Annotated in this window: 20 protein-coding genes; 12 read left to right on the top strand and 8 right to left on the bottom strand. The window is 66.0% G+C overall.

Going from position 1 to position 23,073, the window contains the following annotated elements; all coding sequences use genetic code 11:
• The gene (locus tag CBI38_RS17245; RefSeq protein WP_109330651.1) at window positions 1-714 is read right to left on the bottom strand and encodes an alpha/beta fold hydrolase; all 714 of its coding nucleotides are present in this window, start codon (window positions 712-714) and stop codon (window positions 1-3) included.
• Window positions 715-850: 136 nt separating this feature from the next.
• Between CBI38_RS17245 and CBI38_RS17240 the strand changes: the two genes are divergently transcribed.
• Both CBI38_RS17240 and CBI38_RS17235 read left to right on the top strand, forming a co-directional pair.
• Window positions 851-1,228: an OB-fold nucleic acid binding domain-containing protein gene (locus CBI38_RS17240; protein ID WP_109330649.1), complete on the top strand. Its 378-nt coding sequence runs from the start codon at window positions 851-853 to the stop codon at window positions 1,226-1,228.
• Between the two features lie 28 nt (window positions 1,229-1,256).
• Window positions 1,257-1,982 (top strand): DUF3159 domain-containing protein, encoded by a 726-nt coding sequence (locus CBI38_RS17235; RefSeq protein WP_109330647.1) that lies wholly within the window; start codon window positions 1,257-1,259, stop codon window positions 1,980-1,982.
• 30 nt (window positions 1,983-2,012) lie between these two features.
• On the opposite strand, the gene CBI38_RS17230 is transcribed toward CBI38_RS17235, so the two are convergent.
• Both CBI38_RS17230 and CBI38_RS17225 read right to left on the bottom strand, forming a co-directional pair.
• On the bottom strand, window positions 2,013-2,672 hold the full coding sequence (locus CBI38_RS17230; protein WP_109330645.1) for a potassium channel family protein: 660 nt from the start codon (window positions 2,670-2,672) through the stop codon (window positions 2,013-2,015).
• A gap of 47 nt (window positions 2,673-2,719) precedes the next feature.
• Entirely contained in the window at window positions 2,720-3,385 is a 666-nt protein-coding gene (locus CBI38_RS17225) for a potassium channel family protein (RefSeq protein ID WP_109330643.1), read from the bottom strand.
• Between the two features lie 163 nt (window positions 3,386-3,548).
• On the opposite strand from CBI38_RS17225, the gene CBI38_RS17220 reads away from it, so the two are divergent.
• The 3 genes from CBI38_RS17220 to CBI38_RS17210 all read left to right on the top strand — a co-directional run bounded on the left by CBI38_RS17220 (window position 3,549) and on the right by CBI38_RS17210 (window position 7,426).
• On the top strand, window positions 3,549-5,543 hold the full coding sequence (locus CBI38_RS17220) for an APC family permease (RefSeq protein WP_109330641.1): 1,995 nt from the start codon (window positions 3,549-3,551) through the stop codon (window positions 5,541-5,543).
• A 46-nt stretch (window positions 5,544-5,589) separates the two neighbouring features.
• A complete protein-coding gene (locus tag CBI38_RS17215) occupies window positions 5,590-6,846 on the top strand; it encodes a class I SAM-dependent RNA methyltransferase (RefSeq protein ID WP_109335158.1) in 1,257 nt (418 codons plus the stop codon).
• A gap of 76 nt (window positions 6,847-6,922) precedes the next feature.
• Window positions 6,923-7,426, top strand: a complete 504-nt coding sequence (locus tag CBI38_RS17210) for a MarR family winged helix-turn-helix transcriptional regulator (RefSeq protein WP_109330639.1) — start codon at window positions 6,923-6,925, stop codon at window positions 7,424-7,426.
• Window positions 7,427-7,453: 27 nt separating this feature from the next.
• Here CBI38_RS17210 and CBI38_RS17205 read toward each other — a convergent pair whose 3' ends face one another.
• The 3 genes from CBI38_RS17205 to glsA all read right to left on the bottom strand — a co-directional run bounded on the left by CBI38_RS17205 (window position 7,454) and on the right by glsA (window position 11,167).
• On the bottom strand, window positions 7,454-8,293 hold the full coding sequence (locus CBI38_RS17205) for an ABC transporter permease (protein WP_109330637.1): 840 nt from the start codon (window positions 8,291-8,293) through the stop codon (window positions 7,454-7,456).
• Entirely contained in the window at window positions 8,290-9,252 is a 963-nt protein-coding gene (locus CBI38_RS17200) for an ATP-binding cassette domain-containing protein (protein ID WP_109330635.1), read from the bottom strand. Before CBI38_RS17200 ends, CBI38_RS17205 begins: the two co-directional genes overlap by 4 nt.
• A 94-nt stretch (window positions 9,253-9,346) precedes the next feature.
• Window positions 9,347-11,167, bottom strand: a complete 1,821-nt coding sequence (gene glsA / locus CBI38_RS17195; RefSeq protein ID WP_109330633.1) for a glutaminase A — start codon at window positions 11,165-11,167, stop codon at window positions 9,347-9,349.
• Window positions 11,168-11,418: 251 nt separating this feature from the next.
• Between glsA and dxs the strand changes: the two genes are divergently transcribed.
• Entirely contained in the window at window positions 11,419-13,374 is a 1,956-nt protein-coding gene (dxs, locus tag CBI38_RS17190; protein ID WP_109335157.1) for a 1-deoxy-D-xylulose-5-phosphate synthase, read from the top strand.
• Window positions 13,375-13,440: 66 nt separating this feature from the next.
• Here dxs and CBI38_RS17185 read toward each other — a convergent pair whose 3' ends face one another.
• Both CBI38_RS17185 and CBI38_RS17180 read right to left on the bottom strand, forming a co-directional pair.
• Window positions 13,441-14,838 carry a sugar porter family MFS transporter gene (locus tag CBI38_RS17185; RefSeq protein ID WP_109330631.1) on the bottom strand — a complete coding sequence of 466 codons (1,398 nt, stop codon included), beginning with the start codon at window positions 14,836-14,838 and terminating at the stop codon, window positions 13,441-13,443.
• 93 nt (window positions 14,839-14,931) lie between these two features.
• A complete protein-coding gene (locus tag CBI38_RS17180) occupies window positions 14,932-15,939 on the bottom strand; it encodes an iron-siderophore ABC transporter substrate-binding protein (protein ID WP_109330629.1) in 1,008 nt (335 codons plus the stop codon).
• Window positions 15,940-16,234: 295 nt separating this feature from the next.
• Here CBI38_RS17180 and CBI38_RS17175 point away from each other — a divergent pair, with 295 nt between their 5' ends.
• From CBI38_RS17175 to CBI38_RS17150, 6 genes are read left to right on the top strand one after another with little or no spacing between them, the layout of a single operon-like run.
• Window positions 16,235-17,044: a GntR family transcriptional regulator gene (locus CBI38_RS17175; RefSeq protein ID WP_109330627.1), complete on the top strand. Its 810-nt coding sequence runs from the start codon at window positions 16,235-16,237 to the stop codon at window positions 17,042-17,044.
• Complete coding sequence (locus CBI38_RS17170; protein WP_109330625.1) at window positions 17,041-17,268, top strand: 4Fe-4S dicluster domain-containing protein; 228 nt, start codon at window positions 17,041-17,043, stop codon at window positions 17,266-17,268. The genes CBI38_RS17175 and CBI38_RS17170 overlap by 4 nt, the downstream gene beginning before the upstream one ends.
• Before the next feature lie 18 nt (window positions 17,269-17,286).
• Window positions 17,287-18,717, top strand: a complete 1,431-nt coding sequence (locus CBI38_RS17165; protein WP_109330623.1) for an ABC transporter substrate-binding protein — start codon at window positions 17,287-17,289, stop codon at window positions 18,715-18,717.
• Between the two features lie 20 nt (window positions 18,718-18,737).
• Entirely contained in the window at window positions 18,738-19,574 is an 837-nt protein-coding gene (locus tag CBI38_RS17160) for an ABC transporter permease (protein ID WP_418328343.1), read from the top strand.
• On the top strand, window positions 19,571-20,368 hold the full coding sequence (locus CBI38_RS17155; protein WP_109330619.1) for an ABC transporter ATP-binding protein: 798 nt from the start codon (window positions 19,571-19,573) through the stop codon (window positions 20,366-20,368). Before CBI38_RS17160 ends, CBI38_RS17155 begins: the two co-directional genes overlap by 4 nt.
• Complete coding sequence (locus CBI38_RS17150; RefSeq protein ID WP_109330618.1) at window positions 20,365-23,064, top strand: fumarate reductase/succinate dehydrogenase flavoprotein subunit; 2,700 nt, start codon at window positions 20,365-20,367, stop codon at window positions 23,062-23,064. The genes CBI38_RS17155 and CBI38_RS17150 overlap by 4 nt, the downstream gene beginning before the upstream one ends.
• Window positions 23,065-23,073 lie beyond the last annotated feature (9 nt).

Genomic DNA, 23,073 nt, shown 5'->3' with positions numbered 1-23,073 from the left:
TCAGGGCCGGCGCAGTACCGAGTCCAGCCCGCGCAGGCTCGCGTATCCGAGTACCGCCGGGTCCACGCCGATGTCGTCGAGTGACACGGTCACCAGGCCCGCGTGCGGTAGCAGAGCGGCCCACGTTCGGGCCACCTCGATCGGGTGAACGGCGTCGTCGGTGGCCGCGGCGATGCCTACCGGCACGTCGATCCGTTCGAGGTCGTCCTCGGCGGGACCGTGATACCGCGACGCCTCGTCCAGGGCAGCCGGAAGATGCGGCCACTGCGACCGCCACGACTTCGCCAGTTCGCGGCCGAGCCAGGGCGGACTGGATGCGACCATCTCGGCGGTCACCTGTTCGAGGCCGTCCGCGCGCAGCCGGGCCGCCGTGAAGCGTGCGCTCGCAGCCGCTGGCGCATCCTCGGCCGTTCCGGTCCAGGCCGGGAGAGCCGCCAGCACACCGGCCGTGTGTTCGTGGTGGGTCGCAGCCCACTGCAGCGCAACCGCGGCGCCGAGGGAGACTCCACCGACCAGAATCGGTTCACCGGCCGCGGCGGCAGTGTTCAGTGCGTCCACGTAGCTTCCGACGACCCTTCGGGGGTCCGGGTCGACGGCCAGCGTGCGAACCCCGCGCCGGGCAAGTGGCTCCGTAAAGGCCCGTGCAACGAAGTCCGCGTCGGATCCCGTTCCTGGCAGGACCACGGCCGTGCGTGGCCGGTATGTCGAAGGCATGAGGTGATCTTGCCTGGTCCGTCGTGATGCCACTGTGGTCGTGTGGTTGCCGCGAAGCATTGGGTCTACAGTGGCGATTACACAGCCCTACGAGCGGCGCGAAGATCTCGCGCCGCACATGCTCCAGGAGCGCGCAATGGCACCCGCCACGGCAGGATATTTTCGTCGGCTCACTCGCAGGCTCACCGAAGACCTCGATCAGCTGGACGCCGAGGAAATGGCCGAGACGTCTCAGGCGTCCGGCGCGCAGCGGGCCTGCGACTGCAGCCGCGGCGAGGAAGTAACCATGCTGGGCCGGCTCCGCAGCGTCGAGGCGTGTCCCAAGTCCGGCAATGCCAGCATCGAAGCGGAGTTCTTCGACGGCACCGAACAGGTCAAGCTGGTCTGGATCGGAAGACGCAGGATTCCGGGGATCGAACCCGGTAAAACCCTGTTGGTCCGGGGTCGTGTCGGTGATCGCGACGGCCAGAAGGTGATCTTCAACCCGTATTACGAGTTGCGGGGCGAATCGTAGGTCCCGGTTCGTGTGGCACTCTCGTCGAGTGACCGAAACGAAGCAGCAGTCCGTTCTCGAGCAGCTCGGTGGGTTCAGCGGACTGATCTATTCCACCCTGCCCATTCTCGTCTTCGTGCCGGTCAACGGAGTATGGGGTCTCGGTCCGGCGATCTGGGCCGCCCTGGGGGTTGCCGCGTCGATCCTTGTGTGGCGCATCATTCGCCGCAGTCCCGTCCAACCGGCCATCTCCGGCTTCTTCGGGGTCGGAATTTCTGCCTTCATCGCCTATCGCACCGGTGATGCGAAGGGCTACTTCCTCTTCGGGATCTACACCAGCCTCGCGTACGCGGCGGTGTTTCTCGGCTCGATCCTCGTGCGCTGGCCGATCGTCGGCATCATCTGGGGGTTCCTGAACGGCCACGGGAATCTGTGGCGTCGCCACCGGGGCGCCGTGCGGGCCTATGACGTGGCGACCGGGGCGTGGGCGCTGGTCTTCGGTGCCCGGTACCTCGTGCAGTCCCAGCTGTACGATTCCGACCAGACCGGCTGGCTCGCCGTCGCCCGCATAGCGATGGGGTGGCCGCTCGCCGGATTGTCTCTCCTGGTGACCATCTGGGCCGTGCGGCGCGCCGATCGGATCGTCGAGCCGCGGCCCCTGGAGGCGACCGATCATCCGGAGGCGGCGGAGCCCACCGATCATCCGGAGGGCGCGGTCATGCCGACCGACGACACGGAGGCGGGTGGACCCCGCGAGGATCCACGGTCGTCGTAGGCGGTCGCCCCGACGCCTCATCCGCGAGCCTTACGAGAGGCCGACAGCGGTCCGCAGAGCGTCTTCGACGTCGACTCCGGCGACGAAGAGAAGTTCGTCGCCGCCCTCGAGCGGGTCGTCCGGCTGAGGCACGATCACTCGACCACCGCGAAGAATGGTGACCAGCGCTGCGTCACGCGGCAACTGGAGCTTGCGCACGGCTTTGCCTGCAAGTGGGGTGTTGTCGGGCAGCGTGACCTCGACCAAGTTGGCCTGCCCTTGACGGAGGGTCATGAGGCGAACCAGGTCGCCGACCGACACCGCCTCCTCGACGAGTGACGCCAGCATCCGTGGCGTCGACACCGCCACGTCGACGCCCCACGATTCGTCGAACAGCCATTCGTTGCGGGGGTCGTTGACCCGGGCGACGACGCGGCGAACCCCGAACTCGGTTTTGGCGAGCAGACTGAGGACGAGATTCGCCTTGTCGTCGCCGGTGGCAGCGATCACCACTTCGTACGTTTCCAGGGTGGCGGCCTCGAGGCTGCTCAGTTCACAGGCGTCGGCGTGAACCCAGGTGGCCTCGGGTACGGACTCCTGCTCGATGTGTTCGAGCTTGCGCTCGATCAGCATGACATCGTGTTCGCTGCGCACCAGTTCCCGCGCGATGGAGCGTCCTACGGCACCCGCGCCTGCGATTGCGACTCTCATCGGCTGCTTCCGTTCGGGTGTTCGATCGTGAAATTTCTCACTGACACTCAGTTCTCCGAGGGTGGGGGATTGCCCGCGAGAGCGACGGCTTCGGCGACGGTTCCGGACACTGCCGCGATATACACCTGATCGTCAGCCTGGAAGATCGTCTTGCGGTCGGGGAGGATGCCCGTTCCGAAACGGATGATGAATGCCACCCGTGACGAGGTGGCGGCCTCGAGTTCGGCGATCGGCCTGCCAATCCAGTCCTCGTGGAGCGACAACTCGGTGACGGCAACGGTTCCCGAGGGGTCACGCCATTTGGCCGTCTGGCTGTCACGAGTCAGGGTGTGCAGGAAACGATCCGTCGACCACGGGACGGTGGCCACGGTGGGGATTCCGAGCCGCTCGTAGACGGCGGCGCGCTTCGCGTCGTAGATGCGGGCGACTACGCGCTCGACTCCGAACGTCTCCCGCGCCACACGTGCCGAGATGATGTTGGAGTTGTCGCCGGAAGACACGGCCGCGAAGGCCTCGGCCCGTTCGATACCGGACTTCACCAGTACGTCGCGGTCGAATCCCATCCCGACGACCGTGCGTCCGGGAAAGTCGGGATCGAGTCGCAGAAATGCGGCGGGATCGCGGTCGATGACCGCGACGTCATGTCCGATGCGGGTCAGCGATCCGGCGAGGGACGAGCCGACTCGGCCGCATCCCATGATGACCACATACACCTGTTACTCCGTTCATGGACTTGTGGTGTCACGTCCCGAGCACGTGCATACCGAATCGAACCGTACAGTGCCCAGGCGAAAGAGCAACCGAGACACAGATCGCAATCCGGACACTTCGGTGGGCGACGGTCCAGTTTCTTCGCGGACGGCTTACGCTTTGCCAGTGTCAAAGCTCTCGACCGCCACCAAGCGGCTACTGCTCGGCAGACCCTTCCGGAGCGACAAGCTCGGGCACACGCTGCTTCCCAAAAGGATCGCACTACCGGTCTTCGCGTCCGACGCGATGTCCTCGGTCGCGTACGCGCCTGAGGAAATCTTCCTGGTGCTGTCGGTGGCAGGCATCTCCGCGTACGCGTACACGCCGTGGATCGGACTTGCCGTGGCCGCCGTGATGGCGGTGGTGGTGGCGAGCTATCGGCAGAACGTGCACGCCTATCCGTCGGGCGGCGGCGACTACGAGGTCGCCACGGTCAATCTGGGTCCCACTGCCGGTCTCACCGTGGGCAGCGCGCTGCTGGTCGACTACGTGCTGACCGTTGCGGTATCCATCTCGTCGGCAGCGTCCAACATCGGCTCGGCTGTGCCGTTCGTGGCTCAGCACAAGGTTCTCTTCGCCGTGGCGGCCATCGTCCTGCTCACTGCGATCAACCTTCGTGGCATCCGCGAATCGGGTATCACGTTCGCGATTCCGACGTACGCGTTCGTCTTCGGCATGGTGCTGATGCTGTCCTGGGGGCTGTTCCGGATCTACGTTCTCGGCGAAGACCTACAGGCGGAATCTGCGGGGTTCGAACTCGCGGCAGAGGACTCCCACCTGTACGGCATCGCCTTCGCCTTCCTCATCGCGCGCGCGTTCTCGTCGGGGTGCGCGGCGCTCACCGGTGTGGAGGCCATCAGCAACGGTGTTCCCGCGTTCCGTAAACCGAAGTCCCGGAACGCGGCCACGACGCTGCTCTTGCTGGGCACGATCGCGATCGTCCTCCTGATGGGCATCATCATCCTGGCGCAGAAGATCGGAATCGTCTACGCACACAATCCCGCTGCACAGTTGATCGGCGCGCCGAGCGGCTATGAGCAGAAGACGCTGATCGCTCAGGTGGCCGAGACGGTCTTCGGCGGATTTCCCATCGGCTTCTACTTCATTGCCATCGTCACGGCGCTCATCCTCGTGCTGGCGGCCAACACGGCGTTCAACGGGTTCCCGGTCCTGGGCTCCATCCTGGCGCAGGACAGGTATCTGCCGCGTCAGCTCCACACCCGTGGTGACCGGCTCGCCTTCAGCAACGGCATCCTGTTCCTCTCTGGTGCGGCCATTGCGTTCGTCGTCCTCTTCGACGCCGAGGTCACCAAGCTGATCCAGCTCTACATCGTCGGGGTGTTCGTCTCGTTCGTCCTGAGCCAGACCGGGATGATCCGGCACTGGACCCGGCATCTCGCGTCGGAGACCGATGCGCGGCAACGCCGCCGGATGCAGCGTTCGCGGGTGATCAACTCGATCGGTCTCACCATGACCGGCGCGGTCCTGATCATCGTGTTGATCACCAAGTTCGCGGCCGGGGCTTGGATCGCCATCGTTGCCATGGTGGCCATCTTCGTGGTGATGAAGATGATCCGGAAGCATTACGACAGTGTCACTGCTGAGCTCGAGGAGCAGGAGTGGGACGGTGTGCTGCCGAGCCGGACCCACTCGATCGTCCTGGTGTCCAAGCTCCACATGCCGACCATGCGAGCACTCGCGTACGCCCGCGCCACTCGCCCCGACACCCTCGAGGCGATCACCGTCAACGTCGACGAACCGGATACGCGCGCGCTGGTGCGGCAGTGGGAGAAGAGCGACATCGCGGTGCCCCTGAAGGTCATCGAATCGCCCTACCGTGAGATCACCAAACCGGTCCTCGACTACGTGCGGCGGGTCCGCAAGGACGCTCCGCGTGACGTCGTCACCGTGTTCATTCCCGAGTATGTCGTCGGGCACTGGTGGGAGCAGATCCTGCACAACCAGAGCGCGCTGAGACTGAAAAGCAGGCTGTTGTTCCAACCAGGTGTGATGGTGACCAGCGTTCCCTGGCAGCTGAACTCGTCGGAGAAGGCGAAGACGCTCGGCGTCGAGTACACCGCCGGCGCCACCCGGCGTGGGTACGACCCCGAAGAGAAGTGACGAATGGCAGTGTTGGACGGATGGCAGTGTTGGACGGATGGCAGCGTTGAGTGAGAACTGGACCGGCCGGCACCTCGAGCTGACCCTCGGCAATCCTGGCCACGGTGGATTCGTCGTCGCACGGCACGAGGGGCGGGTGGTGTTCGTGCGTCATGGCCTGCCGGGGGAGCGGGTCATCGCGATCGTCACCGAAGATCGCGGCGGATCGTTCTGCCGCGCGGAGGCCGTCGACATTCTCGCGGGTTCGCCGGAGCGAATTGCGCCGATCTGCCCGATATCGGGACCGGGAGGCGCCGGGTGCTGTGACATGTCTCATGCCCGCCTCGCCTTCCAGCGACAGATGAAGTCGCAGATCGTGTCCGAGCAGCTGCTGCGGCTCGCGCGGGTGGACCGGAACGTGGACGTCGAGGAACTGCCCGGCACCGGTGACGGAACCGGCTGGCGCACCCGGGTGCGGTTGGCTGTCGATGGCAACGGGCTGCCGGGATATCACCGGTACCGGAGTTCGGGCATCGTCACCGACCTCGAGTGCCCGCAGATCGAGACTGCCGCGTATGACGGCATCGCCGAGCACGAGTGGACGCCGGGCAGCGAGGTGCAGATCGTTCTCGACGGTGCCGGAGAGCGCCACGTTGTCGAGATCGCGCCCCCGAAGGTGTCGAAGACGGGACGAACGAGTCCCGGTCGACGGGGTGCCGCAGCGCGACGCGCGGCTGTCGCGGCGCCGCGAGTCGAGCGGCTGTTCGAGGGGTCTGGGCGGCCGCGGGAACGGGTACATCACCGAGAATGGACGCTAGCTGCCACCGGTTTCTGGCAGGCGCATCGCGGAGCGGCGCAGACGTATTCGACCGTGGTAGCGGAGTGGGCCGGTGTGACCGCGAGTGATACGGCATGGGACCTCTACGGAGGGGTGGGTGTGTTCGCGGCAGCACTGGCAGGCGCCGGGCTCGTGGAGTCGGTGGAGTCCTCGAAGCAGGCTGTCGCCGATGGAAGGGCAGCGCTGGCGGATGTACCGCAGGTCCGTTTCCATCCGGAGCGGGTCGAACGTGCGCTGTCCGAACTGGCGAGGCCGCCCCGGGTGGTGGTGCTCGACCCGCCGCGCACCGGCGCGGGGCGAGACGTGATCGCGGCGGTGTCCTCCGCAGACGCCGAACGCATCGTGCACGTCGGATGTGATCCGGCGTCCTTTGCCCGGGACGTCGGTCTCTACCTCGGTGAGGGCTACCGGCTCGATACCGTCCGGGCCTTCGATGCATTCCCGTTGACTCACCACGTGGAGTGCATCGCCCTGCTCACGCGCTGACCGGACTGCATCGGCGTGCCGCACCCCGACCTCCGTATAGTTTTCCCTGCAACAGCGGGACTAGGACGGGGATCGGATGTCGGTACAGCCAGATACAGCGCGGGCGCTCGCCGATGCAGTACTCGCACTGGGGCGCTCCCTGCGTGCAGTGGTCTTCACGAGCGGTGAGACGGTGATCGCGCCCGCTCTGACGAGCGTGTTGTTCGTGCTGTCCACCCGTGGTGAGTGTCGGCAGAACGAACTCGCCGCCGACCTGTGCGTCAGTCAGTCGTCCCTGAGCCGGCAGATCGCCGAACTCGTCGATGCGGGATACGTCCTGCGCACGGCTGACCCACACGACAAACGCGCTTCGCGTATTCAGGTGTCACACAAGGGATTCGACGTCCTCCGCGAGACAACCGAACGTCGCGCGGAACGGCTGCGGGCCATGTTGGACGGCTGGTCGCAGGAGCAGGCATCGGCCGCGGTGACGTCGCTGCTGCAACTCAACGAGACGTTTACGGCGTCTGTGCAACAGCGAAACGGTCGCGTGCAGAGTGCTGCGCCGCCTCAGCGCCCGGTCCGGACCGAGAAGGACTAGACACCCGCTTCCGGCCGGTGCTTGGCACTAGGACTTCCGGTTGTAGAGGCGCATCGTCAGGGGTCCGAAGATGACAATGAAACCGGCGCACCAGCCGAAGACCACGACGAGGTCAGCCGACTGCACCGATCCGGCCATCAGTCCGCGAATGGCCGTCACCAGTTTGCTGATCGGATTGACCCCAACGAACGCCTGGAGCCATCCGGGCATCGTGGCGGGATCGACGAAGATGTTGCTGGCAAATGTCAGCGGAAACAAGATGAACATCGACACCCCCATCACCGCCTGCTCGGTTCGCATGAGCATCGCGAACATCGTCCAGATCCAGGACAGGCTGAAGGAGAACAGCAACAGCAGTCCGATCGACGCCGCGACTCCGACGATCCCGCCATCCGGCCGGAAACCCAGGACCAGACCGAGGATCAGGACGATGATCGAGGCGATCGTGTAGCGCACCACGTCACCGAGCAGGGCGCCGACGAGGGGCGACGGACGCCAGATCGGAAGCGAACGGAAGCGGTCGAAGACACCCTTCTCGATGTCCTTGTTCAGCGTCAGGCCGGTGTACATGGTGATCATGACGACGGTTTGAACGAGGATGCCGGGCAGCAGGAACTGGACGTAGGCGTCGGTCGATCCGGCGAGTGCCCCGCCGAACAGGTACGTGAACATCAACGTGAACATGATCGGGAACATGGTGACGTCGAAGAGTTGCTCGGGAACGTGCTTGATCTTCAGCAATGCACGCCACCCGAACGACAGGGAGGTCGACCACGCAGTGGGACGCGAAGGGCGCGGTCCGGGCATCTTCAGGACGTCGGCGACCGCCTTCGTGGTGTCGGTGGTCCGGTCGGCGGTGGAGGTCATGACGCAGGCTCCTCGGTGGGTCGGCCGGTCAGGGATAGGAATACTTCGTCGAGGCTCGGCTGCCCCAACGCAAATGTGCTGACGGCGATTCCGGCGTCGTGGAGGGCGGGGAGTGCCTGCGCGACCCTTCGCGGATCGTCGATGCGGGCAGTCAGCGCGACGGGGTCGTTCTCCTCGGTAACCGGGACACCGAGTACGTCACGGAGCAACCTCGCTGCGGCCGGCCGGGTGTCCGCATCGGTCACGCGCACATGCAGAGACCCGGATCCGACGGACGCCTTGAGTTCGCCGGTGGTGCCCTCCGCGATCACCTTGCCGTGATCGATCACGGCCACCCGGTCGGCCAACTGGTCTGCCTCGTCGAGGTACTGCGTGGTCAGCAGCACTGTCGTCCCCCCGGCCACGAGGGCGCGCACGATGTCCCAGACTTGGTTGCGGCTGCGGGGATCGAGTCCGGTGGTGGGTTCGTCGAGGAAGATCATCTCGGGTGTGACGATGATGCTCGCCGCGATGTCGAGCTTGCGACGCATCCCGCCCGAGTAGTTCTTCACCTGTCGATTTCCGGCCTCCTCGAGGCCGAACGCCGCGAGCAGCCGCTCGCATCGCGATCGCGCTGCCGCGCGCGAATAACCGAAGAGGCGGCCGAGTAGCAGGAGGTTTTCAGTACCCGTCAGATCCTCGTCGAGCGAAGCAAATTGGCCCGTCAGCGATACCTTGCCGCGAACGGCGTCCGGTTCGGTGGCGACGTCGTGTCCGAGTACCGTGGCCGATCCGCCGTCGAGGGGCAGCAGCGTGGCGAGCATGCGGATCGCGGTGGTCTTGCCGGCACCGTTGGGACCCAGGACGCCGTAGACGCCCCCGAGGGGTACGCAGAGGTCGAGTCCGTCGACGGCGCGGGTGGAACCGAAAGTCTTGACGAGTCCCGTCGTCTCGATGGCCAGCTTCGTGGCTGTCAGCATTGCACCCTGCCTTCGCGTTCGAATGGCGTCGAATCCCGAGACCCCGAGCCTGTCCGATTTTCCCGATTCCGGCAAGCGGATTTCGGTATGCCGCTCAGCTGCCGTTCCCTTGCCTCAGCAGCGACCGCAGCATGAGGTCGAGCTGTTCGTAGGCGCCCGACGCCAGTCGCTCGAGCAGCGCGACTTTCAGTGCGGGTTCCTTCGACGCCATGTCGGCATACCGCTCGGGAGTCAGCACCGCGACGGTCACCGCGGTGTCGGCCCGGACGTCGTTGAGGAAGCGGGAATCGAGCATCATCGGCATCTCACCGAAACTCATCCCGGCTGACAAGGTGATGATGCGGTACGTCGACCCCGCCTGATCGGTGATCGTGGTGCTCACCTTGCCCGAGAGAATGAGGAAGAGCCCTGAGGCGGAATCCCCCCGGTGAACGATGTGCTCGCCGCGGTCGAAAGTTCGGATCTCGAGGTCGCGGGTGAGCCGATCGAGCTGTTCGGGATCGAGTGCGGACAGGACCGGATGCTCGGTGACAGCGAGGGAGGCCGGCTGGCGGGCCGACCGGCAGTGCCGATCCAGGAGAACGTCCTCACACCACTGCACGGCGGCGTCGAGGTCGGCGAATACCCGTCCGGTGTCTCCCGTGAGGTCCGAGCGGGAGTTGCCGAGCAATCCGCCGGGGTCGACGAACGCCACGGCGCACCCGCGCTGGGCGAGCGTGCCGCGCAGGGTGTCGATCATCCGGCAGGCCACCCCGCTCACATCGTCGACTCGCCGGACGTCGACCACCACTACCTCGAGGTCCTCGTCGACGCCGCCGATCTCACGGACGGCGGTCTCCGCGCCGGCGAACAACAGATCGCCGTGCAGTTCGTAGATGCGGCTGCGTTTGCCGACATCGTCGAGGGTGGCCCGCTCGACCGGGGTGCGCCGCATGCGCGACGGGGCATCCGACGCGGAGTAGCGGGCGCGGATCGCGGCGCGCGCCGCCCGAGTGACGTGGAGGAAATGCAACTCGAGTTCGGCCGACAGTGCCCTGCATGCCTCGACTCCGCGGACGCTGTTTCCGTGGGCATCGAGCCTCGGCGAGTAGATGGCGATGCCGATCTGGCCCGGCAGAACCGCCACGATCCCGCCTCCGACGCCGCTCTTGGCGGGCAGGCCCACCTCGTAGAGCCACTTACCGGCGCCGTCGTACATGCCGCAAGTGGACATCACACTCAGCACCCGCTCGACCAGGACGGGGGCGAGCACCGTGTCGTGCGTGACGGGATTGACCCCGTTGTTGGCCATCGTCGCCGCCATCAGGCTCAGGTCTCGGCAGGTCACGTCGATCGAGCACTGCCGGAAGTAGAGGTCTACCGCCTCGTCGGGGTCGCCCGTGATGATGTCGAACGAGCGCAGCATGTGCCCGATGGCGCGGTTCCGGTGGCCCGTGTGCGACTCGGACGCGTACACCGCCTCGTTGAAGGTGAGCTCTCGCCCTGCATACCGCGAGTAGGCCTCGCGGATTCGTTCGAATCGCGAGTCCACGTCGGGCCCGGCCACCAACGACGCAGCAGTGATCGCACCGGCGTTGATCATCGGATTGCGCGGCCGCTCGGTCATCGGGTCGAGACTGATCTCGTTGAAGGGTTCCCCCGACGGTTCGACGTCGATCTTCTCCGCGACGGCCTCCGCGCCTCGGTCGGCGAGCGCGAGGGCATAGGTGAACGGTTTCGAAATCGACTGGATGGTGAACGGCAGGCGCGTGTCGCCCACCTCGTATACGTATCCGTCGACCGTGGCTATGCAGATACCGAACGAATCGGGGGCCACGGCCGCCAGCTCCGGAATGTAGTCGGCCAGCTCGCCGCCGCGGTTGCTGCAGGTCTCGGAGAAGATCTTCCCGATCAACGCGTCGACGACGGTGCTCATGAGACGACCCTAGAGCCTGACGACGGCGAAGTCGGGGGTTCCGAGGGGTGCCCGTGTGGCCGCAGTCGTGTGAACCCGGTCACGGCCGGTCGCGCGGCTGTCGAGGATGCGGGGGTGTTCGGAGGACGCCTGTGTGCACATGGTGTGTCGCCCGGTCCCGCGGCTCCGTAGACTGGGTGCACTGTGACGTGACACGAAGCCACGACGCAGAGGCACGTAATGCGGCGTGCATCACGGAGGGAGCGATCTCGTTGGGTGTTCTTGCCCGTATCCAGACGCCTGACGATCTGCGTCAGCTGAACCCCGCGGAGATGAAGCAACTCGCCGCGGAGATCCGTGAGTTCCTGGTCCAGAAGGTGTCGGCGACCGGCGGCCACCTCGGACCGAATCTCGGTGTCGTCGAGCTGACGCTCGCCCTGCACCGCACGTTCGTCTCGCCCGCCGATCCGATCATCTTCGACACCGGTCACCAGGCCTACGTCCACAAGATCCTCACCGGTCGCAAGGGAGACTTCGAGTCGCTCCGCAAGCAGGGCGGACTGTCCGGGTACCCCTGCCGCGCCGAGAGCGAACACGACTGGGTCGAGTCCTCGCACGCCTCCGCATCCCTGTCCTATGCGGACGGTCTCGCGAAGGCATTCGAATTGACCGGCCAGGCTCGCCACGTGGTCGCCGTCGTCGGTGACGGCGCACTGACCGGCGGTATGTGCTGGGAAGCGCTCAACAACATCGCGGCAGGCAAGAGCCGATCGGTGATCATCGTCGTCAACGACAACGGCAGGTCGTACGCGCCGACGATCGGGGGTCTCGCCGATCATCTCGCCACCCTCCGGCTGCAGCCCGCCTATGAGCGGGTGCTCGACAACGGTCGCAGAATCGTCAAGAAACTGCCGTGGGTGGGCCGTACCGCCTACTCCGTCCTGCACGGGATGAAAGCAGGTCTCAAGGACGCGGTCGCCCCGCAGGTCATGTTCACGGATCTGGGAATCAAGTACCTCGGTCCCGTCGACGGTCACGACGAAGCTGCCCTCGAGTCTGCGCTGCGCCGTGCCAAGGCGTTCGGGGGACCGGTCATCGTGCACGCCGTCACCCGCAAAGGCATGGGGTACGCACCAGCAGAGAATCACGTCGCCGACCAGATGCATTCGACCGGTGTGATCGACCCCCTGACCGGGAAGTCGACGGCGACGGCATCCGCCGACTGGACCTCCGTGTTCTCGGCCGAGCTCATCGAGCAGGCCGGTCGCCGCGAGGACATCGTTGCGATCACTGCCGCGATGGCGGGTCCGACCGGACTGGCAGCGTTCGGTGACGCCTATCCCGACCGGATGTTCGATGTCGGCATCGCCGAGCAGCACGCCGTCACCTCGGCGGCGGGGCTGGCACTCGGAGGACTGCACCCGGTTGTCGCGGTGTATTCGACCTTCCTCAATCGTGCATTCGACCAGCTGTTGATGGATGTCGCCCTGCTGAAGTTGCCGGTCACCCTGGTGCTGGACCGCGCGGGGATCACCGGAAACGACGGTGCCAGCCACAACGGCATGTGGGACATGTCGCTGCTGGGCATCGTGCCCGGCATGAGGGTCGCGGCTCCGCGCGACGCCGCGACTCTGCGCGAAGAACTGGACGAGGCGCTGGCTGTCGACGACGGACCCACGGCGGTGCGCTTCCCCAAGGGCACCGTGGGTGACGACGTGCCCGCGCTGAGCCGAATCGATGGTGTCGTCGACGTCCTGCGGGACTCCTCCGGCCGAAAGGACGTCCTGCTCGTGTCGGTCGGGGCGTTCGCCGGACTCATTCTGGCTGCGGCCGATCGTCTCGAGCAGCAAGGTATTTCTGCGACGGTCGTCGACCCGCGTTGGGTCCTCCCGGTGCCGGAATCTCTGGTCAAGCTCGCCGAGGACTACAGCATGGTGGTCACGGTCGAGGACAGTGGCCTGCATGGAGGCGTCGGTTCCACCGTGTCGGCGGCCCTGCGCTCTGCGGGCGTCGATATCCCGTGCCGGGATCTGGGCGTTCCGCAACGGTTCCTCGACCACGCCTCCCGCACCCAGGTTCACGCCGAACTGGGGTTGACTGCGCAGGATGTCGCCCGCCAGATCACCGGCTGGGTGGCGAGTCTGGGGAACCACCCCCCGTCGGCGGCCAACGGGGTGGTTGCGCGCGAGAGCGCCGAACACATCGAGAACAGCGGCCGGCAGAGCTGACACACCCGTGAAAAACCCGATCCGGCCGAATCGGAACGATTCGGCCGGATCTGTATGTAGACCACGTCAGGTCGTCATCTCCTCGAGTTCCATCCCCTTCGTCTCCCGGACCCTCGACCGGACGAAGAAGAACGACAGCAGCGCGAAGAACGCGAACAGGCCGTACAGGAACCACAGGCCCACCGAACGGGTCAGCGGCGGGAACGACAGCGTGACGGTGAAGTTGGCGATCCAGTTCGCCGCCGTGCTGATGCCGAGTGCGTAGGCGCGCATGTTGTTGGGGAACATCTCGCCCAGCATCACCCACATGACCGGGCCCCAGGTGGAGGCGAAGAAGATCACGAACAGGTTGGCGCCGATCAGGGCGACTGCCCCCCACGGGCTGGGGAGCACGACGTCGTCACCGCTGCCCTTCGCCTGGGAGAAGGCGATTGCGGCCGTCAGCAGGCTCACGAACATGCCGAGCGAGCCGACCATGAGCAGGATGCGCCTGCCGATCCGGTCGACGAACAGGATGGCGACGAATGTCATACCGACGTTGATGACCGCGGTGATCACCGACGTAACGAACGACTCGTTCTCGGTGAAGCCCACCGACTTCCAGAGCGTGGTTGAGTAGTAGAAGATCGCGTTGATACCCACGAACTGCTGGAAGATGGCCATGAAGATACCGACCCAGACGATGGGCTGCAGCCCGAACTTGGGGCCGCGAATGTCGTCGAACGACGCCGTCGATTCGTGGCGAAGGGTCACCCGGATCTCGGATACGCGCCCCTGCGGGTCGACTTCGCCGGTGATGTTCGCGAGGATGTCGGCCGCTTCCTGGTCGAGGTGCTTGCCGACCAGGTAGCGCGGAGACTCGGGAATCATCAGCGCGATAATGCCGTACACGACCGCGGGGACCACGCCGACGATGAACATCCAGCGCCACGCGTCGAGGTTCAGCCACAACTCGTTCGATGCGCCGCCTGCGGCATTCTGCAGCACCGCGTCCGACAGCAGCGCGGCGAAGATGCCGAGAGTGATCGCCAGCTGCTGCAGCGACGCCAACGCGCCGCGGTAGCGTGCCGGTGCGATCTCCGCGATGTAGGTCGGCGCAATGACAGACGCGATACCGATTCCGAGGCCGCCGAGAATGCGCCAGAGCATCAGGTCGGGAACGCTGAAGGCGAGTCCGGCGCCGATCGACGAGACGACGAACAACACCGAACCCAGCAGCATCACCTTCTTGCGGCCCCACCGGTCTGCGAGGCGGCCCGCAAACCACGCGCCCACAGCGCATCCGAGCAACGCGATGGCCACCGCGAAGCCGGTGAAGAACGCACTCAGTTCGAAGTGCCCCTGGATGGAATCGACGGCGCCGTTAATCACCGAGCTGTCGAATCCGAACAGGAAACCCCCGACCGCTGCCGCGACCGTGACCCCGATGACCTTGGCGGTGTGTCTTTCGGACATCTGTGTCATCGCATACCTGCTTTCGGCGAGCGTGGCTGTGGGCCGGCTACGAAATTTCGTGTGGAATCACGCTACGCTCGCGATGCCTGATCAGGCGGGACTTCACGCACCGGCCTTGTTCGCCGCCTCGCTCAATTGCGGCGTCAGCCTCTCGAGCGCCCAGGGAGTGGCAAGCACGCTGGTCTGGCTGAGTCCTGCGATCACCTTCGTATCCGACAATGTCACCGCGCTTCCCCGGCCGAGGGCGCCGAGATTCGCGTAGGCAGGGTTGGCCGCGACGGTGCTGTCGTCGGCGACGAACGCGACCACGACATCGGCGTCGATATCGGCGATGTTCTCCACCGAGATGTCGGCGAAGAACTTGTCCGGATTCGACTCGGCGAGCTTCGACACACCGGGTGCGACTGTGAATCCGAGCTCGGTGAGCACCTGCACGCGGGGGTCGGAGGGCATGTAGACGTTCACCGTGGCAGCGTCGGTATCGAAGTTCACCACCGACACCGTCTTTCCGGCGAACTCCTGGTGTTTTGCGGCGGTCTGCGCGAGCCGGTCGTCGAGGCCGGTGACGAGAGCCTCTGCCTCGGCGGTCTTACCGAGCGCCTGACCGATCAGGGTGGTCTGGTCCTGCCAGCTGGTCTGCCACGCCTTGTCCGGGTAGGCGACGGTGGGGGCGAGCGCGGAAAGTTTTTCGTAGGTGCCCTGGTCGAATCCCTCGTAGGGTGCGAGGACGACATCGGGTGCCAGCGAGGCCACTTGCTCGACGGGAATGGTGGTGGCGGTGTCGAGGAGTGTGGTCCGGCTGGGGTCGTAGCGGTCCTGGAGCCAGGGCATCACTCCGTTCGCCTCGGCGCCGTAGGAGTACTTTGGCATGCCGACGGGGGTCTCGCCGAGCGCGTAGACGACGTCCTGGGCGTTCCAGCCCAGGGTGACGATGCGCTCCGGGGCGGCGTCGATCGTGGTGGATCCGAAGGTGTTCTCGATCGTGACCGGGAAGCCGGCTCCGCCGCCTTCCGCGCTCGTGCCGCCGTCGCCGGACGAGCAGGCGGCGACGAGCAGCGCGGTGCCGGCCACGGCGAGTGTTACAGCGATCGGGCGTGGGGGTGTGTACACGGCAACGACTCCTTCGACGAGCGAGTAAAAGGTAAGCCTAACCTAGATATCGGGCCGGGACCGGGTTCTGCGCTCGACTTCGGATCACCGTGATTCGAACTCTGCTTCCGGTTCAGCGGTGGCGTAATGGGGCGCCGTAGTCGCGTTTATCCAGGTGAGCGGGGCACTCCACGGGACCCAACCGGCAGATTCGCGGAGGCCGCGCCGGGTGGTCCGTAGGCGCGACTTCCGGTGGTCGAACAGCAGTTAGCGTCTCTTGTCGTTCAGCACACTGCACAATCGACGGAGGAAACGCATGGCGCTCGCCGCGGACGATGCAGAGGCGGTGGTGGCTCCGACTGCCCTGCACGGCCAGCCCTCTGCCCGCAGATCTCGCGCCGACGAGGCTCGCCGATTCGCCGACCTCTTGCGGCAGCAGATCCACGCGGACTCTTTCGCCGACCGCGGACTGCCTCCGGAATCGGAGTTGGCGCACGAATTCGGGGTGTCTCGGAACGCGGTGCGGGACGGGCTCGCGCTCCTCAAGCAGGAGGGTCTGATCGACCGTGCGCCCCGGGTGGGCACTCACGTGGCGCGGCGCAAGTACGACCACGGGCTCGACGCCCTGCTGGGACTGAGGGAGACCTTGAAGGAACACGGTGAGGTGCGCAACGACGTGCGCGTGGCCAGGGAGATCACGCCACCACCGGCCGTGGTGCGTCGATTGCAGCTGGCAGCAGGGGAATCCGCGGTCTACATCGAACGTGTCCGCTATCTCGGTGACCTCCCGCTCAGTCTCGACCTCACCTATCTGGTGCCCGACATCGGGCGGAACATCCTCGGCCGCGACCTCGAGCACAACGACGTCTTCACGCTGATCGAGGAGGTCTGTGGGCAACCACTCGGTTCAGCGGATGTGGCGATCGAATCGGTGAATGCGGATGCGCACTCGGCGGCGAACCTACAGACCCCGGACGGGGCCGCGCTCCTGTTGCTCGAGCGTCTCACCCGACTCGTCGACGGACGTCCCGTCGACCTCGAGTACATCCGCATGCGCGGTGATCGAATCACCATGCGCAGCAACCTCATCCGACGTCCCGAAATTTCGAACTGGGAGCTCACATGACACTTGTCAACGCACGCGCCGACGTACCGGTCACCATCGACGAGTCACTGTGCATCGAGGGGTGCACGCTGTGCGTCGAAATCTGTCCTCTCGACTCGCTGGCCATCAACCCGGACAACGGCAAGGCCTTCATGCACGTCGACGAATGCTGGTACTGCGGCCCGTGCGCAGCCCGCTGTCCCACCGGCGCCGTCACCGTGAACATGCCGTACCTCCTCCGCTGAGCGAAAGACTTCGAAAACATGTTGCGTCCCTACTCCTCTCTCGTGCTGACCGCTGCGGTCGCACTGCTCGCGACCGGCTGCTCGCTGGAAGACACCACCGCCGGGAGCGACGATGCAGTGCCCGTAGTGATCGGTTACCAATCGAAGACGATCAACACGGTCACCGCCGGAACACTGTTGCGAGCCAGGGGCTACCTCGAACAGCGTCTGCAAGAACTGACCGAGGAGACGGGGACGAAGTACTCCGTCGAATGGCAGGATTACGACACCGGCGCGCCGATCACCGCGCAGATGGTGGCCGAGAAGATCGACATCGGCTCGATGGGTGATTATCCCATGCTGATCAACGGCTCACGCACACAGGCGAATCCGCGATCGAAAACCGAGATCGTGTCGGTCACCGGGTACAACCCGGAGGGTGCCCTGAACATGGTGGTCGTCCCTCCTAGCTCTCCCGCCACCACGCTCGCCGATCTCGCGGGCCGGAAAGTGTCTGCCAGCGTCGGTTCTGCCGGGCACGGCACCCTCGTCCGTGCACTCGACCGCGCCGGAATCGAGCCGGGCACCGGCGTCGAGGTTCTCAACCAGCAACCGCCGGTCGGATCCTCCGCCCTCGAATCGGGTCAGGTCGAGGCATTGTCACAGTTCGTGGCCTGGCCCGGGCTTCTCGTGTTCCAGGACAAGGCGAAATTGCTCTACGACGGCGCAGAGCTGAACACACCCACCCTGCACGGGGTCGTCGTGCGGGAGGCCTACGCGGACGAGCACCCCGAAGTCGTCGATGCGTTCCTCCGTGCACAACTCGACGCCACGCACTTCATCCGGACCGAGCCACTCGAGGCCGCACGTATCGTCGCCGAAGACAGCGGACTGCCGCAGGAGGTGGTCTACCTGTACAACGGGCCCGGTGGTACGACGTTCGACACCACGCTCCGACCCGAACTGGTCGAAGCGTTGAAGGCAGACGTCCCGTATCTGAAATCGATCGGTGACTTCGCGGATCTCGATGTCGAGGGGTTCGTCGACGATGCGCCTCTGCGCGCGGCATTCGATGCCGAGGGGCAGAACTACGATGCCACGGTCACGACGCCTGGCAGCCCCACAGCGGTGACCGGCACCGATCCTGTGTGCGGCACGCCTGCGACCGATCCGGCTCTGGCCGGGGAAGTCTGGTTCGCAGATGCGACGCAGACCCAGCCTGCGGCGAGCCCGACGTGCCTGCTCCGGGCGGTCAAACAGGCACGCGCCGAGGGCCGTGACGTCCGCAGCGCGTACATTCCCGATGCCGAATTGGGCACCCGCTGGTTCGCGGACAAGGCGGTGTGGGTGCGCGACGGTGACACCTTCCTGCCTTTCACCACCGACGCCGCCGCCGGCCGCTACCTGCGCGTCCACCCGGCGGGAACGGTTGTCACGTACGACCGCGCTGTGGAGGAGGTTCGGCAGTGACCACCCTGCAGTCGTCGATCATGTCGATCGAATCCGAGGCTTCGGTACTGCAGCCCGATCCGGCACCGCTGCCCGCGTCGGCATCGTCGTGGCGATCCCGCCTTCTGCGCATCACGTCCGTCGTCGCCGCCATCGCAGCGTGGCAGCTGCTGACGGCCAACGACGTGCGGTTGTGGTTGCGATTCGACACCCTTCCCACCGTCACCGATGTCGTGTCCGCGTTCGGCACCCAGCTGCGCAACGACCTCTTCTACCTCGACCTGGGCCAGTCCCTGATCCGCATTCTCAGCGGGTTCGGACTCGCCACCGTGATCGGTGTGGCCGCCGGGATCGCGCTCGGCAGATCGACGCTGTTCGCCGACGTCCTCGGACCGTTGACCGAACTGGCCCGGCCGATTCCGGCGATCGCCGTGGTCCCCGTTGCGATCCTGTTGTTTCCGAGCGACGAGGCCGGGATCGTCTTCATCACCTTCGTGGCCGCATTCTTTCCGATCATGGTCAGCACCCGGCACGCGGTCCGGGCGTTGCCCACGCTGTGGGAAGACTCGGTGCGCACCCTCGGCGGCGGGCGCTGGGATGTGCTGGCCCGGGTGGTGCTTCCGGGGATCCTGCCCGGAGTGTTCGGTGGCTTGTCGGTCGGGATCGGTGTCGCGTGGATCTGCGTCATCTCCGCGGAAATGATCTCCGGCCGGCTCGGCGTCGGCTACCGCACCTGGCAGGCCTACACGATCGTCGACTATCCCGGTGTATTCGTCGGCATGATCACCATCGGCATCCTGGGCTTCGCCACATCGGCAGCGGTGGAGCTGCTCGGCAGGCGTGTCACCCGCTGGCTGCCCCGAGGGGAGCGCGCATGACCGCCACCACGCTCGCGACCGGAATGTCACTCATACTCGACGACGTCACACTGTCGTACACCGGAGCCCCGGTCATCCGCTCGCTGTCGCTGACCGTGGTGCCGGGTGAGATCCTCGTACTCACGGGGCCGTCCGGTTGCGGTAAATCGACAGTGCTCCGGGCTCTGGCCGGGTTGCTGGCACCCACCGCCGGCCGGGTGGTCGCGGACGGTGAGTCGGTGGTGTCGACGTCCCGGGACAGGGCTGTGGTGTTTCAGGACAACGCTCTGCTGCCGTGGCGCAGCGTGCGCTCGAACATCGAACTTGCTCTGGCGCTTCGCGGTGAGCCGCGGAAGGGTCGCCGGGCCACTGCCGACCGCTGGATCGACGAAGTCGGTCTCACCGGGTTCGGAGACTTTCTCCCGAAGAACCTCTCCGGCGGCATGCGACAACGTGTGCAGTTGGCGCGTGGTCTCGCCGGCGCACCCCGCGCCGTGATGATGGACGAGCCGTTCGGCGCTCTCGACACGCAGACCCGCGGCGTGATGCAGCGGCTTCTCGTCGACACCTGGAGCACCCACCCCACGACGGTGGTCTTCGTGACCCACGACGTGGACGAGGCGGTCCTGCTCGGAGACCGGGTGGCGGTCCTGGGCGGCGCGGGCAGACCACTGCGGGCGCTCGTGGACATTCCCCACCCGCGCAAGCGGGAGTTCCTCGGCGACACCGAAACCCGAGCCGCACGCGACGAGGTACTGGCGGCGCTGGAACAGACCGATGACGCCCCGACGACGAACGATCCGGAGAACCGATGAACATCCCCGACCTCGACGAGACCGTGCGTCTCGACTGCGATGTACTGGTCATCGGCGGTGGCACAGCAGGCACGATGGCTGCCCTGACTGCAGCCGAGAACGGGGCGAACGTCCTGCTGCTGGAAAAGGCACACGTGCGGCACTCCGGGGCCCTCGCCATGGGCATGGACGGCGTCAACAACGCGGTCATTCCCGGCAAGGCCGAACCCGAGGACTACGTCGCGGAGATCACCCGGGCAAACGACGGAATCGTCAATCAGCGCACGGTCTATCAAACCGCAACCCGCGGCTTCGCCATGGTGCAGCGCCTCGAGAAGTACGGAGTGAAGTTCGAGAAAGACGAGTACGGAGAGTACGCGGTGCGGCGCGTGCATCGCTCCGGTTCCTATGTGCTGCCGATGCCCGAGGGCAAGGACGTGAAAAAGGCTCTGTACCGGGTGCTGCGGCAGCGGAAGATGCGGGAGAAGATCCGCATCGAGAACCGGTTGATGCCCGTTCGCGTCCTCACGGAGAACGGCCGGGCCGTCGGGGCCGCTGCGCTGAACACCCGCACGGGGGAGTTCGTGGCAGTCGGCGCGAAAGCGGTGATCCTGGCGACCGGTCCCTGCGGCCGACTGGGACTACCGGCCTCCGGATACCTGTACGGCACCTACGAGAATCCGACGAACGCCGGCGACGGCTACTCGATGGCCTACCATGCCGGCGCAGAACTCAGCGGCATCGAGTGCTTCCAAATCAATCCGCTCATCAAGGATTACAACGGGCCTGCCTGCGCCTACGTCGCCAACCCGTTCGGCGGTTACCAGGTCAACGCGCACGGTGAACGGTTCGTCGATTCCGACTACTGGTCGGGGCAGATGATGAGCGAGGTCAAGAGCGAAATCGAGTCGGCCCGTGGGCCCATTTATCTCAAGGTGAGTCACCTTCCGGAGGAAACGCTCGACACCCTGGAATCGATCCTCCACACCACCGAGCGTCCCACCCGCGGCACCTTCCACGCGGGCCGCGGTCACGACTACCGCAGTCACGACATCGAGATGCACATCTCCGAAATCGGACTCTGCAGCGGGCATTCCGCGTCCGGAGTGTGGGTGGACGAGCACGGCGCCACCACCGTTCCCGGGTTGTACGCCGCGGGCGACCTCGCCTGCGTTCCGCACAATTACATGATCGGCGCGTTCGTCTACGGCGACCTCGCCGGGGCACACGCGACCGGCACGCTGCCCGGTATCCCCGCGCCCACCCTGCTGCCCGAAGACCAGTTGAAGGAGGCGCACGAGCTGATCTACCGGCCGTTGCGCAACCCGGGCGGCCCCCCGCAGCCGCAGGTGGAATATAAGCTGCGCCGATTCGTCAACGACTACGTCGCGCCGCCGAAGACGGCCACCAAGCTGTCCATTGCCGTGGAAACCTTCGAACGGATGGAGCGCGAGATCGCCGAGATGGGCGCCACCACCCCGCACGAGTTGATGCGTTGCGCGGAGGTCACGTTCATTCGCGACTGCGCCGAGATGGCCTCCCGCAGTTCCCTCACCAGAACCGAGAGCCGCTGGGGGCTCTACCACGAGCGCGCCGACCTACCGGAGTCGGGCGACGAGGAATGGGGGTATCACCTGAACCTGCGTCGCGGGGAGAACGGGGAGATGGAGTTCTTCAAGAGGCCGGTCGCACCCTACTTCGTTTCGGTTCCGGGCCTCGATTCCCTTCCGCCGCAGGACCAGACGGTGGTCGCGGTGACTCAGCCGCCGCTGGTCGGAGGACGCGCGCCGGTCGAGGAGCGTTCGCGTATCGCCGCGCCGGTCCGGCAGGAACCGTCGTCGCCCGCCCTCGTCGCGCTGCTCGGCCTCGATGCACCCAGCATCGGCGAGCTGGAGCCGTACCTCCGAAATAACGACCCCCAGGTCCGGGTGACCGCACTGTCGGTGCTGACCGAGGGAACTCCCGACGGCTTCACCGGAGCACTCTTGGCGGCTCTCGCCGACGAAGCCGTCACCGTTCGCCGCGCCGCCGCCGAAGGACTGCGCGAACTGGTCGAGGTGCTCACCTCTGCCGCTGGGCTCGAGGCGCATCTGGGGTCGGGTGACGCCGTGGTTCGGGCCGCGGTGATCGACGTGCTGCGCGCACTGCACGCGGGGTCGGCAGAGCAGTTCCTGACGGCGTTGTCCGACTCCGATCACCACGTTCGGATCGAAGCGGTGCGAGGCCTGGTGTCGCTGGACAAGTGGGAGTCGGTGGCGTCGGGGGCACACGACGAGAACCGGGAAGTGCGGATCACGGTGGCGCACGGGCTCGCCACCATCGGTCTCGGTGGACTCGACGCAGTGCGAGAGTTGACCGATGACCGCGACCCGCTGGTGCGTGCAGCGGCACTGACGGCATTCGCCGGATTGGGGTGCCGCGACGACGATGTCGCCCTCGTCGTCACGGCACTGCGCGAATCCGCCTGGCAGATACGGCAGGGGGCAGCACGCGGACTGGCCGGAGCGGACCCGGGCATTGCCGTGCCCGCTCTCGCGGAAATATTGGAGGATCCGCACCTCGATGTGCGGAAGGCAGCCGTGCTCTCACTCGGACGGTGGGCCGGCGATCGGACTGCGGCTCAGGCTTTGACCGAGGCCCTGGACGACACCGATGCCGACGTACGGGCCTACGCCCGGCAGGCGTTGAGCGCGGCGAACAGCGTCCCAGTCGCCTGACACAGGTGG

Source organism: Rhodococcus oxybenzonivorans (assembly GCF_003130705.1).
Lineage (GTDB): Bacteria > Actinomycetota > Actinomycetes > Mycobacteriales > Mycobacteriaceae > Rhodococcus_F > Rhodococcus_F oxybenzonivorans.
This window is presented reverse-complemented; position numbering and strand designations above follow the sequence as displayed.

Bases quoted from the DNA above. Each gene is read 5' to 3' on its own strand.
- CBI38_RS17245 (WP_109330651.1), bottom strand. From the start codon at position 714: ATGCCTTCGACATACCGGCCACGCACGGCCGTGGTCCTGCCAGGAACG.
- CBI38_RS17240 (WP_109330649.1), top strand. From the start codon at position 851: ATGGCACCCGCCACGGCAGGATATTTTCGTCGGCTCACTCGCAGGCTC.
- CBI38_RS17230 (WP_109330645.1), bottom strand. From the start codon at position 2,672: ATGAGAGTCGCAATCGCAGGCGCGGGTGCCGTAGGACGCTCCATCGCG.
- CBI38_RS17210 (WP_109330639.1), top strand. From the start codon at position 6,923: ATGTCGGTACAGCCAGATACAGCGCGGGCGCTCGCCGATGCAGTACTC.
- CBI38_RS17205 (WP_109330637.1), bottom strand. From the start codon at position 8,293: ATGACCTCCACCGCCGACCGGACCACCGACACCACGAAGGCGGTCGCC.
- CBI38_RS17200 (WP_109330635.1), bottom strand. From the start codon at position 9,252: ATGCTGACAGCCACGAAGCTGGCCATCGAGACGACGGGACTCGTCAAG.
- glsA (WP_109330633.1), bottom strand. From the start codon at position 11,167: ATGAGCACCGTCGTCGACGCGTTGATCGGGAAGATCTTCTCCGAGACC.
- CBI38_RS17185 (WP_109330631.1), bottom strand. From the start codon at position 14,838: ATGACACAGATGTCCGAAAGACACACCGCCAAGGTCATCGGGGTCACG.
- CBI38_RS17175 (WP_109330627.1), top strand. From the start codon at position 16,235: ATGGCGCTCGCCGCGGACGATGCAGAGGCGGTGGTGGCTCCGACTGCC.
- CBI38_RS17170 (WP_109330625.1), top strand. From the start codon at position 17,041: ATGACACTTGTCAACGCACGCGCCGACGTACCGGTCACCATCGACGAG.
- CBI38_RS17165 (WP_109330623.1), top strand. From the start codon at position 17,287: ATGTTGCGTCCCTACTCCTCTCTCGTGCTGACCGCTGCGGTCGCACTG.
- CBI38_RS17160 (WP_418328343.1), top strand. From the start codon at position 18,738: ATGTCGATCGAATCCGAGGCTTCGGTACTGCAGCCCGATCCGGCACCG.
- CBI38_RS17155 (WP_109330619.1), top strand. From the start codon at position 19,571: ATGACCGCCACCACGCTCGCGACCGGAATGTCACTCATACTCGACGAC.
- CBI38_RS17150 (WP_109330618.1), top strand. From the start codon at position 20,365: ATGAACATCCCCGACCTCGACGAGACCGTGCGTCTCGACTGCGATGTA.